The sequence below is a fragment of the Chitinimonas sp. JJ19 genome (assembly GCF_036961565.1).
Lineage (GTDB): Bacteria > Pseudomonadota > Gammaproteobacteria > Burkholderiales > Chitinimonadaceae > Chitinimonas.
Window position 1 is genome coordinate 1 of the sequence record NZ_JBAMDD010000003.1, and the last position, 12,359, is coordinate 12,359.

Below are 12,359 nucleotides of genomic sequence, written 5' to 3' on the forward strand. Positions count from 1 at the left end.
ACCCCCACCCGCCAAAGCGGCCTGCGGTGGTGCAGGCATGATCATCATGCTGGTGGTAGCTGTCGTCGTCACCGTGCTGACCAAGGGCGCTACTGCGAAGTTTTTTTCTACCCTGTTTTCGTCCAGCCCTGCCTGGGCCGCCGCAGCAACTGCGGCCACAGCGGCAGTTGCGGGTAGCGTGGCAAGCCAGGCGGTCGGCTTGGCAATCGGGGTCATTGACGAGTTTGATTTCAAGGCGGTGGCCAAGAGCGGCCTGATGGCGGGCGTGACGGCAGGTGTCGGTGAGCTCGGTTTCGGTGGCGATATGGCAAGCTTTATGGGTGCCGATGCCAGTAGTTGGGCCTATCAGGCAATCGCGGCGGCGACGAACAGCGCCCTCAGCCAAGGGCTGCTGTCTGCGGTCGGTGCGGGTAGTTTCAGCTGGCGTAACGTTGCCGCAGCGGGTATTGCTGCGCCTGTGGTCGGTGCCATTGGCAAGAGCGATTGGGCAGCTAGCATGGTGGCAGCAGGTCGCGGGTTTGACGTGAACTTCGCCGGCTCCTTGTCGGCCAACTTGGTTCACGTAGCGGTACAGGGCAAGGGTAAGGTGGACTTTGCGGCGGTGGCGGCGAATGCGTTTGGCGATGCGCTGGGCAATAGCATTGCCGCGAATATGCAGTCTGGGCCGACCGCAGCACAGCAGTACGCACTGGAGAACGGCGCAGGACCGTTGAATGCGGCGACTGCGGAGCAGTATGCGGCGCTTGAGCAATTCCAGGCCTATCAGGCAGGGATGGGCTTCTATGCCAGCTACCTGTCCGGCAGAGAAGCGCAATGGAATGCCTGGTTCGCAGACAGTGGCACGGCTATAGCACCGAGCGCACCGATGGCTGGCAGCCTAGCGGTTGTTGGCAGCGGTCGTGGCGTGAACTACAAGACCAGTGCGAGGACGCATGAGCCCATTGGCAACGGCGTCCGCGTTGACAGCACCTCTGACGAACGCGAGATGGACAGACACCGGCCCATCAGCATGTTCGTGGAGGGCTTCAAGCCTCGGGATACGAAGAAGGCTTTCTTGATCAGCTTGCAAATGAGCGCGAACGAGGCACGTGTTTCGAAAAACGCCCATGTGGAATCAAAAGTACTGCCTGAGGTAGAGGCGCTTTACCCCCCATTTAGGAGCCTAGCGGGGGATGCCGCACGTAGCGCATTTGCCGAGGCACTGGATAGTAGCAATGGCGGCTTCACCAGACTTGGACATACGGCGCTTGGTATCATGGCAAGCCCACTCGCAGTAGCAAATGACCTTGCTACCAGCATTTTTAATGCACCCAACGTCCTTTACACAGGCGGCCAGCGCTTTGCGCAGTACGCCGCAGGTGGAGATACCGATGTACTATCGGATGGTTTGTTGCGGACAGGGCTTGGTATCTTGGACCTTGCTGGGGCTGCTGCGGTAACACCTAAACCGCGCTTTTCTTTTGCGCCAAGAACACCTGTCAGCACCGTGGTTGATGATGCTATGCTGCCAGATAATTTCATGTTGGAGAATTACCATCCGGTAGCTGTTTCAGACGGCGCTGTTGGGAACCTCGCAAACGCGACTAATCTTGAACGGCAAGCAGCGTTACAACGCATGGCAGAGGCTTTGCGATATAGAGCACTGGGGTGGAATCACGAGCAAGGTAAGTTCAGCATGATTGAGACTATGGCTATCTCACGTGCGGAGAGCGCCTATGGAAAGAGGTTCTTACCGTCAAATATTGAGGGCGTAGATGTTATCGATCCTAACGGCTGGGGAAATGTTTCACTAAAAGGACCTTTCCTAAATAAAAATCAAAAGCCACTAACCATTGATCAGCAAATGAGAGCAGTTAATAGCATTCAGAAACACGTTCAGCAGAACACTGCGGTCAATACGCATGTTATTGATACAATGGGATTGTCTGGCGATGTACTGAAGGCTATGCAGAATGCTCTTGGCAATGCAAAAGTACGTATTGTGTATGTCGGAGGTAACTAAAAGTGACGACGAGTGCTATTAGATACGGCGACGGGGTGATTTTCATTAAGGACTCCGAGCTACGGGAGTTTCTTAAGGCGATCGCTGTCGATTTATCAGCACGTCCTGATATTGCATGGTTGATTGAAGTTTGCAATAGTTGGATGGATGATCATGAGAATTTGCCACCCGGGCTGCGTGACATAGAGCTGGATGATTCCCTGACGGATGATGCTAAAAAATCAAGCTTTAGGAATTATCTAAGCGTGCTCTTAACTGCTGAGTCAGGAGCGGAGATTTATGATCTAAAAGTGGCTCGTGGGGTGATCGAAAAGATTCTTTCAAAGCTCCTTTGATTATGATTTAAGCAGACCGAAAATCGGCCAGCTTTTGTTCCAAACTGGGGAGCGGCAGGGCTTGATGCTGCCCTGCTCGGCGTTCGCAACACCCCCACCCACCGGCTACCGTCATGAGGTCAGTGCATTGCGCACCCGCATGATGGTCTGCCGGCTGGTCGCCAACTCCCTCGCCACCTGGGAGACCGTCGCCCCGCTGGCCAGCCGCCCCAGTGCCTGCGCCCGCTGGTCCTGGCTCAAGCTCAGCGGCCGGCCGAAGCGCTTGCCTTGCGACCGCGCCCGGCTGATGCCCGCCTTCGTCCGCTCGATCAGCAGATCACGCTCAAACTCCGCCACCGCCGCAATCACCTGCATCGTCATCTTCCCCGCCGGGCTGGTCAGATCGACCCCACCCAAGGCCAGGCAATGCACCCGCACCTGGCTGTCTGCCAGCCGCTCCACCGTCCCCCGCACATCCATGGCATTGCGCCCCAGTCTATCCAGCTTCGTTACCACCAGTACGTCACCCGGCTCCAGGCGGTCCACCATACGCATGAAGCCCGGCCGCTTACCAGCCAGCACCGAACCGCTCACGCACTCCTCGATCACGCGATGGCGCTCAATCCGGAACCCCGCCGCCTCAATCTCCTGGCGCTGATTCGTCATCACTTGGTCGGACGTGGAAACCCGACAATAGGCAAAAACGCGAGACATGGCTCACCCTCCTTGTTCGTAATGGCTGGTCAAATAGAAAACCCGTCCGCAATAAGCCATTGCCTATATCTGAACGGGTTGAATAGGGGTGTCTAAAACCGTTCGGTTTGGGACAGATAAAACAAGCGAAGCGATGGGGGAGCCGCCTGGATAAAAACAGGCCAAGTCCCCAAGTCTCGATGAAGCTGGATAAATACCTGGTTGCGCAATAACGCCGGCCATCTCACTTGGGATTTAAACCAGAGAGCACAAGCAACACCTCGCCCTGATCGCCCATCGGGGCTTGCCAGGTATGAGCAACGACGACGCCAGGCTGATCGCCAGCGGCATACGACACCCCATCGTGCTACTGACCTACTGAGCCTACACGCGGTAATGCCTGGCAATTGATGTGGCCGGTTCGATCCGCTCGCATAGAGTGATCGAAGTGCTGGCACAAGCCATAAGCATGCGAGGCGCACCGAAAGTCCTTCGGTCTGATAACGGGCCCGAGTTCGTATCACGGGCGCTACTGAAGTGGGCCATGGCAAGTGGTTTGGTCCCTTTTATCGTTAAGTAGACTTTACGTGTGGTGTTCTGATCGGTGTAACGGTTGCCTTCTTACGTGACGTGCCCTCTAATATTTCAACAAGTCTATCTGTAGGTATCCATGATTTCTCCATTGCGTGAATAGCGGAGAGAGGAATGTTATGTACCGATTTACCTGGGTAAGTTGATTCAACAATCTGAAATTCCATGCTGAGTTGAGTGTAGGGTTTAATGTCTTCTACGGTGCCGAAAACATTAGAAACACATACAAACTCACCTGCCTCCAGGGCAACTCGGGTTTGCTCTAGACACCACGCGTGAGCGGCTGGCAGTTTTCTCGCTTCAAATCTATATTCATTGTCGGCCAAAAAGTACTGATCGGCTTCGAAGTGTACATAACCGTCAACCTTGAACCCCATTGCCAAGGTCGTCTTACCGCTGCCCGGCATGCCCCGAATCAAAACCAGACGCGGTAGTGAAGTATCGCGACGCGGGAGCTGCGCAATCTTTTCAAGTTCGACAACCCTTTTGCGGAGGCGTGCTGCTTCTGCGGCGTCTCGCCTTGACTCTATTTCGGCTCTGCGACGGGAGAGGACATGATCGCCAATCTTCATTTCGAGTATTCTCTTTTCGGCTTTAAGCTGTGCGAGGCTCGCCCGCAGGCTCTCTATGAGTTGGGTATATGTGGTTGGGGGGGATTTTTTGGCCCCCTGAATAATTTTTATGGCTTCGCGCACCTTGGGATAACGACAATTCTCCAGTGCAATCAACGTACGGCTTCGCCCTGCTTCTAGCGCGACGTTTGATGTATTTATCTTTAACTTTCCTGCTTTTGCGGCAGCTTTCAAATTCTTGTGCTTCGGCTTCCCTTCCTCGAGTCGCTTAAGTGCATCAAAGAAGTCTCTCTCGATTGGATCGGATTCATGCGCTATGTCAGGTGATAGCATTGTCTTTCTCCAGTGTGTCCTGAATCAAGTTGTCTAGCAGTATTACATTGAAATCGAGCTTCTTCAGTAGCTTACCTGCTTGCTGTGCGCGCTCCTTAATAACTTTGAACCCCATTGTGTCTCCATCTCTCTCGGCTCGTTTATAAGCAATCCAGTTGTCCATGTATCGAGAAGCCCAGAAGTCAGCATGGCGGCCATCTAATACGAAGCATGCGCAGCCGGCGCACAGCGATGGCTGGCGAGTTCTGGCATTCGGCTGAACTCTCAGCAGCAGCGAGGTTCCAGTTTCTTCATGACAGCGCATCTCATGTGTCTGGACTGGCATGCAGGCTCCATGAGGTGAGAAAAATATTGGCAATCGATTATGTTCACAGAACGCGACAACTTTTGCGTACGCTTCTGAAACTGGTATGTTTTTGACCTGATCCGCTAGCTCAAGAGTCGCATGCTCTAGGTGCTCTCCCATTTTTCCCGCTAGAGGATTGAGACCCAGCACAGTTTCCAAGATCAATAGATTGCGTGATTGCGTAGCGATAGAACTCATATCAGCGACGATTAGCGGGTTACTGCCGATATAGCCCGTATCAGTCATTGAGAGTGAAAGATGGTGGAATTGCAGCTGGATTGCTGGAAGAAGCTTTGGATCGACTGCAAACATGAACTGTGCCCAGGACTTGCGCAGCATATGAGATTTAAAAACGAGTCCTTTAGATTCGCGCCACGGTACTAGGTCATTGTCGGAAACTTTGTGTTTAGATTCGTTTGGTAACAAAGTTAGATCAACCCAACGAGTGATGAATCGCTTCATTGCGTCTCGTAAGCTGTTGGATGACATCGGGCCAAGACTGGTGTGTTTGAGAGGAAGCACACAACCAACTCCGCTTGCTAATAATAGCTGCCGTGTACTCGCTCGATCTCGCCACGGCTCATGCAAGTGATTGAGTATTCGCAATGCGCGAACAGGAAGCGGTTCGTCATTTGACCCCTTGGGTCGCATACCTAAAACCCAGTCCATTTTTCGAGGAAGACCTGATTCCGTTTTACTTAAGACCGTATTGATTAGGAATACTTCATATAATCCGGTGGCCGAGGTTTCAATGCGAACCCCGAGGGGTAGGGCAGTTTCACTGTCATATCCGGATTCTATTCCCAATAGTTCACTAATACGCATGCCCGATAATCCCTGAATGCAAAAAACACAAGACTCACGTATGGCTTCAAATAATATTCGCACTCGCTCAGTTGGTTTTATGCCATATTCTGTTTCGTAGTTTAAATCTAGTGGTGGATGCCATGGATTAACATTGTCTTGAACTGCGTTGAAACTAAAATGCGCTAAAAAATTATTACTCCGCTTAAGTCGTGCTTCCTTTTTTACCCCGGCCTTTCTTTTGCTGAATCCTAGATTGGAATAGGATCTGTCAATTACTACTTCCGTGCCAGCAAGGGGGTCCTCTATGTACTGCAGTAGGCATATTACATCTTCTGCTGGTTTGTCGAGAAACCAGGCTGCCTTATTAAATAGTGGAATTGAAATTTCGTCGGGTAATGGTGGAATCCAGCCTTTTGCCTTTGTGGAAATGGCTCTGGCGAAATAATCAATTCCGTGCTCATAAAATGGATTGTAAGGTAAGGTCCTAACACCCCACTTATTCATCAGACGACGTTCAGACCAAAGCCAGCGCAAGATATAAAGACATGAAGTACCATGAGTGATGGTGATTTCATCATCGTCATTTTGTTCTGAAATGTATTGCGGTAGATTTTCAATATAAGTTTGCGTGTCAATTTCTTCAGGATGCTGCAACCCCCGTGCCGCCATCCATGAAATTAGCCATTTAAATCCTTGTTGGAACAATGGAATCGTTGATGGCGATGGGACGATGCCCGACGCTGGTGACGTAAGAATGAGGGCCATCAACTTTTTGGCCCATGACAGCCGTGTTGTATGCCTCTGATCGGTTAAGCGGCTTTCATCAAACAGAAAAAATGCCCAGTTGATTTTGGTATCTGTTGTTCTGCGCCCTGGTGTTGTTGATTGGCAGAACCACTCTGTATCGGAATAACGACTATCCGGTGTTATGCGAAAGACCGCCAGTTCACATGGGGACAATTCATGGAGAGGACGATATGTGCTTTGATTGCTTTGAGTTTCAGTATTAGAAATGGCTTGACCTGTTTGTTTCATGCCCCCCCCTTAACCGACGTCAGGCAGATCTACGGTAAGCTTGCGTGATTCATCCAATACATTAGAAGGGATGAGTGCCAGAAGCTGGTCAAGAGCCGCCAAAACTGGAGCCCATCGCTGCTGCCAAACTACCGAGGTAACTCGTAATATGCTCCGATAGATTGCGCGACGCAGTGCTTCATAGAGCATTACATTGCGAGGGTTTCCGATTCTAGCGGCTGCCAAAGGGCAATCAGGGCATTCGCCGTACGCTGTACAAAGCCTGCCATTCCTTTGGTTGGGACGAGGGGAATCGAATGGATCCAGGCAGGCCCATCCTGGGGTAGCACATCCCTTATCCGTCCATTCCCTGAACTTGCGAGGGTCAATACTGCCTTTCGTGTCCAGCCAGCGACCTCGAACAATCATGCTTTCGCCGACGGCCTCTTGGAGCAAACGTTTCACCAAATCGCTAGTATAGTGAGTCCATGTCGTGATTCGATTCTTATGATTTCCTATTTCGCGAGCAGCTTCTAGATCTCCTTGATTAAAAAGCTGCACATAATCAAGCATGGTCGCGCGAAGAGACTTCAGTGAAAGTGGGGATAGATTGTTATCCAAAACAAATCTCTGCAAGCTGTTGTACCAAACTCGATCAGAGGAAGGTCCTTTTAGGCTACTTCCATATCCCTTTGGAAGTTTAGAGCATACTGTTTGAACGAATAAGAAAATCCGGTCGGTATAAAATTCATCTATGACATTGGGTCGGATACGCGCTGTCATCTCAAAAATCAAATCTAGAACTAAGTTAAGATTTACTTGGCCTGGTCCACTTGCATCAGGATCCAACAGGCGCACCAATTGACGTGATGCGCGGGGCTTGTTACCAGTTAGCTTAACTAACGGCGAACACTTATCTTGAAATTCTTCGAATTCTGCATTTTCTGCTTCCTCGCTCTCTATTGCTTTAATCTGCACTGAATTTCGACCATTGCTAAGTCGATCGACTTTGCGATCTATATTTTTCCACTCAAGGGCGAGTACAGTGTCTGGATTAAATGCTGTTGCGACGGCAATGCTGAGTACTAGGGGGACTAAGTCTCGGCCGTTGGCGTAGAGATAATTGCTTATGGTTCCGCTTCCAAAGGCGTGTTGTATTGTCGCTCCAAGCAAAGGATCGTCGTTCGTAATAATATCTTGATCTGGAAGATTGGCTGGGTAGCGTTGATCCACAATGGCCAGAGTTAGTGCGAGATTCTCAACTGAACACGATGCACTATTGCTTTTCTTGGGTGTGGGCTCTAGAACTTTACCTTCACTAATAAATTGCTTTCCTTGTTCCAACAATTTTCGCCCGGTGTCCCAACGTTCCTGCAGCGCTAGTACTTCTTTCTCTATGGCGGCTACAACTGCCATTAATTCATCTATTGTCAGTACTTTTGTGGGGTTTGACTTTAGGTGAGCTAGACGTGGGCCCCGTGGGACCATTTCTCCTAACTCTCGACCTCCTGGGGCAGATTGAAGCACTATTTTCAGGTTGCATAGTGCCGTTTTAATTGTGTTGGGATTTAAAGGGTTGCCGTTTTTTAATGTTCGGCGATGAAGCCATTGATTGAATCCGGCCATTATCTGTTCATCAATTTTGTCGAGTGTAATTAATGATAGATTTTTCTCGGTAAGAAATTTAAACCAGTTGCGACGTAAATCTCCTATTATATTTTCTCGTGAGTTGGGAGCGACATTGCTGCCCCATTTCATAAAGCCCTGGGTAAATTTATCGCATAATCCAGGAAATTTCAAAAGGAATGTTAGATCAATTTCATGGGGTTTTGCTCCTCCTTTTTGAGGAAATGTTGCTTTCAAGGTCTCGCAATTGTTGAGCACTAACCGCTCAAGACGGGTAGATGGTAGCTCTTCAATGCTACCTTGGCGTGCATCGCGAAATCGAGCTTGTTCAACAATATTTTTAGCAATATTTTCTCGCTTCTCCTTTTTGTTGTTTGAGAGGGGTGCCCCTGAGGCATATTTTTTTGCTTCATTAATTTTATGATTATTTGAATGGTCCATTATGTGGTAATTCCTATTAGTTTTCGAATGTCAGTTATGTGCTGTTTTTCCCCGAAAATTGATACGTGAGCAAGATAGATCGTTTCTGTAGTTTTTACGCTTTTATGGCCAAGCTTGATCTGTACTGTCTTCCATGGCTCAGCGTTACCCTGCGCTCTTTCTGCATGGTATGTTAGGACGGCGCAGTTGTGTCGTAGGTCGTGGAAAGAATGTGCTGGAATAGTCTTTACATGCTCCTTACCTGTCTCCTGGTCGGTAACATTTACCAACATTGTTATGCCGGAATTACAGCAAGCAGCGGCGAACATTTTCTGAATTGCAGATTTAGTCAATGGTTTGCCAGCGCCCTTGCTTTTGTGGTGACATAGGAACAATGAGGTTGTATGTTTGAGACCTCGATGTTTTCCTTCGGCTTCGCTTTGACTTCGTTCGGTGTTTATATATTTCTGTATGTTGAGTATAAGCCAGCCGGGTGTAGAAACAAGGCGGGTGACACCTCCCTTTCCATTTTCGATAACCAATGGAAAATCTTTGAATTCCTCACCAGGCTCTACAATTATGCTTAGGAATTTCAGAGTTGTGAGTCTTAATACGTCTCCTAAACGGGCTCCGCAGATCCATCCTAAGTCGCAAATAAGTCGGTCTCGAGTCGCTGATCTATCATCCCCGGTTGAATTGACACAAACTTGATGGAGCAGTTTTCGTAGATTTTTGACCTGTAAAGGTCTGATTACGTCATTTCTGCCAATTTTTCGTAATAGTGGATCTTTTTCAATTGCCCTGAGTGCCGCCAAGCGAGTGTAAGAAAATGAATCATCCTCAAGCGATCCTTTGTTTAGTGATTGGGATTGATTTGATGCAGAAATATCCCTGACGTACCAACCCTCTGATGATGAAAATTTATAAAATTTAGCGACTATGGTCAGCTTTCTATTGATGCCGGCTTCATTGTAAGGATTTCCATAAGAATTGACGGCTTGCGTGTAGTCGTTGGCAAACTGTTCTCGATCTAATTCAGTTGCATTGCACCAGTCTATACATCTTGCTTGGCACCATTGAAACCATGTAAGTAGGTCATATGCAGCAGCTTCCCATGTTTTTGGTCTCCTTGTTTTGACGAAGCATTCATGAATGAATACAGTTGGTTCGATAAACAGGTCACAATCGTCTTTCCAGTACTGAAAGAATAGAGGCTGTTCGTTAGCTATAACTTCGCCTGATCGTTCTGCTGAGATTAAACGCAATTCTGAGTTCAAAAAATTGTTCATGGACATCTCACACTGTTTGGGAAGTCGTAAACAAAAAAATCCAAAAAAAGTCTCTCTGCTAGTTCCTTACTAGCACATGGCGAGAGAAGTGAACAAAATTCCGACGGACTGCATATTTGATGTTCCGAAGAAATCTTGGCCGCGAGATCCAATGTCTACGTACCGACCAATCTACAAGTGGTATTCCACCTAACATGCTCACATCCCTGATAGGGATTGATCGATTGCTGAAAGCGCACATCCGGCGAGCTGTTGCGGCTGATGATGGACTTGGCTTCATGCAGCGTAATCACCGTCCGTGGCTTGCCGTCTGCCTCCCGTAGCCAGCCATCGTCCACCGCCTCGCGGCCATGGGTCGCGTAGCGGTTGTCGGGATTGCGGCCGGTGCCACGGCCGTGTAGAGGCTGGTCCATGGCCGGCATGATAGCACTTTGGAGAACGAACGTTCTCTGCTGGTCATGCAAGGCGATAAACGGCCGGGCACTTTCCTGCCGCTCGTCAGGTCGGCACACTATGTCCATGCAGACCTCATTCATACCGCGCATCGTGATTGCGCCTGATTCCTTCAAGGGAACCTTGTCCGCTGCACAGGCCGCCCATGCCATGGCAACGGGCCTGAGCCGCATATGGCCGGAGGCCGACCTGCACCTGCACCCCATGGCCGATGGCGGCGAAGGCACGCTGGAGGCGGTGGCCGCGGCCATGCCGGCGCAATGGCAGCACGTGGTAATGCCTGATCTGGAGGGCAGGCCCAAGCCTGCGCGGTGGTTGCGCCTGCCTGATGGTTCGGCGGTGATCGAATCGGCTGAACTGGTGGGGATAACGCTGGTGGGCAGCAGCCTGGTTGCGGACCGTAGCACCCTGGGGCTGGGCCAGTTGCTGTTGGCAGTGCTCGACGCAGGCTGTGCACGTGTGTTGCTGGGCCTGGGGGGGACAGGCACCAATGATGGTGGTGTAGGGCTGCTTGCAGCCTTGGGGGCACGTTTTCTGGATGGCCGTGGCTTGCTGCTGCAGCCCACCTTGGCGGGCCTCGCCGATCTGGCCGTGGTGGATTTGTCTGGCCTGGACAGCAGGCTGGCGCAGACCCGGCTGGTCGCCCTGGCGGACGTTGCCAGCCCCTTGTGTGGCGTAACCGGGGCCACGGCGGTGTTTGGTCCGCAAAAAGGTGTGCGCAGCGAGGAGGTAGAGCGCTTTGACCGACGCTTGCAACGCTTGGGCGAGTTGGGCGATGCCTTGCGCTGCCAGGATTTACGTGATCAGCCTGGGAGTGGTGCGGCGGGTGGGCTGGGCTGGGCTCTGCGCCTTTTGGGGGCGACCGTGGAGCCTGGTGCAGAAGCAATAGCCGATCTGCAGAAGCTGGATGCCAGCCTGGCTGGCGCTGATTGGCTGCTGACGGGAGAGGGGCGGTCGGATGCGCAGACGCCCTTGGGCAAGGTGCCGTGGCGGGTGGCCGGTCGCGCGGCCCGCCTGGGGGTGCCGGTCAGCCTGCTGTCGGGCGATATCGATAGTGCTGCGCTACCGGCATTACAGCAGCGTTTTGATCACTGCCTGGCTTTGGTGGGCGGTGCGGTAGACAGTGAAACCGCGCAAAGGGATGCGGCAAGTTTGCTGACCGATGCTGCTGAAGCCATGGCCAGGCAGTATGGCGAACAGATAGCCAAGCATTGATGCGGGCGCCGCCGGGAACCGCGCTGTCCTGGCATGGTGCCGCTGCAGTTGTTACGTGCCTTGTCTTGCTTGCAAGTCGAGACGCTCGGGAGTCCCTGGAAATGAGAGGGATGCCATAGTGTGGTGTACCGTGCTGTTTTCTGGCTGCGTGCTTTCTATACTGCTGAAGTTCTCCCCATCGCCTGCCCGGAGGCTCTACCCATGTTGAAACTCAGTATCAACGGCAAGACCCATGAGGTCGATGCCGATGCAGACACGCCCCTGCTATGGGTGTTGCGAGACGAGCTTGGCTACACCGGTACCAAGTATGGTTGCGGCATGGCCTTGTGCGGTGCCTGCACGGTACTGCTGAACGGGCAGCCTACCCGATCCTGCAGCTTGCCGGTATCGGCGGTCGGCAAGGGCAAGGTCACCACCATAGAGGGTATCAGCGGTGCGCCCGCGCGTGCAGTACAGGCCGCCTGGCAAAAACTGGATGTGGTGCAGTGCGGCTATTGCCAGTCTGGCCAGATTGTGGCGGCCACTGCCTTGCTGGCGCAAAAGCCCAAACCGACGGATGCCGATATCGATGCCGCCATGTCGGGCAATGTCTGCCGTTGCGCCACCTACCACCGCATCCGTGCGGCCATCCATGAGGCTTCGGCCATCATGGCTGGCAAGGCTTCAGACAAGCTGGAGGCCTGA

The 12,359-nt window shown here is 51.6% G+C and carries 10 protein-coding genes and 1 pseudogene; 5 read left to right on the forward strand and 6 right to left on the reverse strand.

Features of this window, described 5'->3' with window-relative positions:
* Together V7714_RS04525 and V7714_RS04530 are read left to right on the forward strand one after the other, a co-directional pair.
* Positions 1 to 2,002 (forward strand): hypothetical protein (locus tag V7714_RS04525; protein WP_335708645.1); only part of this gene is annotated, 2,002 nt, incomplete at its 5' end.
* A 2-nt stretch (positions 2,003 to 2,004) separates the two neighbouring features.
* On the forward strand, positions 2,005 to 2,337 hold the full coding sequence (locus V7714_RS04530; RefSeq protein WP_335708646.1) for a hypothetical protein: 333 nt from the start codon (positions 2,005 to 2,007) through the stop codon (positions 2,335 to 2,337).
* Positions 2,338 to 2,448: 111 nt separating this feature from the next.
* Here the strand turns inward: V7714_RS04530 and V7714_RS04535 are convergent, their stop codons facing one another.
* The gene (locus tag V7714_RS04535) at positions 2,449 to 3,030 is read right to left on the reverse strand and encodes a recombinase family protein (protein ID WP_335708647.1); all 582 of its coding nucleotides are present in this window, start codon (positions 3,028 to 3,030) and stop codon (positions 2,449 to 2,451) included.
* A gap of 376 nt (positions 3,031 to 3,406) precedes the next feature.
* Between V7714_RS04535 and V7714_RS04540 the strand changes: the two are divergent.
* Positions 3,407 to 3,568, forward strand: a pseudogene (locus V7714_RS04540) (DDE-type integrase/transposase/recombinase); the annotation flags it as partial.
* 13 nt (positions 3,569 to 3,581) lie between these two features.
* Here V7714_RS04540 and V7714_RS04545 read toward each other — a convergent pair.
* The 5 genes from V7714_RS04545 to V7714_RS04565 all read right to left on the reverse strand — a co-directional run bounded on the left by V7714_RS04545 (position 3,582) and on the right by V7714_RS04565 (position 10,420).
* Positions 3,582 to 4,505, reverse strand: coding sequence for a hypothetical protein (locus V7714_RS04545; protein WP_335708648.1), 924 nt, complete (start codon positions 4,503 to 4,505; stop codon positions 3,582 to 3,584).
* Positions 4,492 to 6,693 (reverse strand): hypothetical protein, encoded by a 2,202-nt coding sequence (locus V7714_RS04550; RefSeq protein WP_335708649.1) that lies wholly within the window; start codon positions 6,691 to 6,693, stop codon positions 4,492 to 4,494. The genes V7714_RS04545 and V7714_RS04550 overlap by 14 nt, the downstream gene beginning before the upstream one ends.
* 9 nt (positions 6,694 to 6,702) lie before the next feature.
* Positions 6,703 to 8,739, reverse strand: coding sequence for a phage integrase SAM-like domain-containing protein (locus V7714_RS04555; protein ID WP_335708650.1), 2,037 nt, complete (start codon positions 8,737 to 8,739; stop codon positions 6,703 to 6,705).
* Positions 8,739 to 10,007, reverse strand: a complete 1,269-nt coding sequence (locus tag V7714_RS04560; protein ID WP_335708651.1) for a tyrosine-type recombinase/integrase — start codon at positions 10,005 to 10,007, stop codon at positions 8,739 to 8,741. The genes V7714_RS04555 and V7714_RS04560 overlap by 1 nt, the downstream gene beginning before the upstream one ends.
* Positions 10,008 to 10,162: 155 nt before the next feature.
* On the reverse strand, positions 10,163 to 10,420 hold the full coding sequence (locus V7714_RS04565; protein ID WP_335708652.1) for a hypothetical protein: 258 nt from the start codon (positions 10,418 to 10,420) through the stop codon (positions 10,163 to 10,165).
* A 106-nt stretch (positions 10,421 to 10,526) separates the two neighbouring features.
* Between V7714_RS04565 and V7714_RS04570 the strand changes: the two genes are divergently transcribed.
* Together V7714_RS04570 and V7714_RS04575 are read left to right on the forward strand one after the other, a co-directional pair.
* Positions 10,527 to 11,675, forward strand: a complete 1,149-nt coding sequence (locus V7714_RS04570; RefSeq protein ID WP_335708653.1) for a glycerate kinase — start codon at positions 10,527 to 10,529, stop codon at positions 11,673 to 11,675.
* Between the two features lie 201 nt (positions 11,676 to 11,876).
* Complete coding sequence (locus V7714_RS04575; protein ID WP_335708654.1) at positions 11,877 to 12,359, forward strand: (2Fe-2S)-binding protein; 483 nt, start codon at positions 11,877 to 11,879, stop codon at positions 12,357 to 12,359.

What these genes read in the sequence shown, in the direction of transcription:
- V7714_RS04550 (WP_335708649.1), bottom strand. Translation starts at nt 6,693, where the DNA reads ATGAAACAAACAGGTCAAGCCATTTCTAATACTGAAACTCAAAGCAAT.
- V7714_RS04570 (WP_335708653.1), top strand. Translation starts at nt 10,527, where the DNA reads ATGCAGACCTCATTCATACCGCGCATCGTGATTGCGCCTGATTCCTTC.
- V7714_RS04575 (WP_335708654.1), top strand. Translation starts at nt 11,877, where the DNA reads ATGTTGAAACTCAGTATCAACGGCAAGACCCATGAGGTCGATGCCGAT.
- V7714_RS04555 (WP_335708650.1), bottom strand. Translation starts at nt 8,739, where the DNA reads ATGGACCATTCAAATAATCATAAAATTAATGAAGCAAAAAAATATGCC.
- V7714_RS04545 (WP_335708648.1), bottom strand. Translation starts at nt 4,505, where the DNA reads ATGCTATCACCTGACATAGCGCATGAATCCGATCCAATCGAGAGAGAC.
- V7714_RS04565 (WP_335708652.1), bottom strand. Translation starts at nt 10,420, where the DNA reads ATGGACCAGCCTCTACACGGCCGTGGCACCGGCCGCAATCCCGACAAC.
- V7714_RS04535 (WP_335708647.1), bottom strand. Translation starts at nt 3,030, where the DNA reads ATGTCTCGCGTTTTTGCCTATTGTCGGGTTTCCACGTCCGACCAAGTG.
- V7714_RS04560 (WP_335708651.1), bottom strand. Translation starts at nt 10,007, where the DNA reads ATGAACAATTTTTTGAACTCAGAATTGCGTTTAATCTCAGCAGAACGA.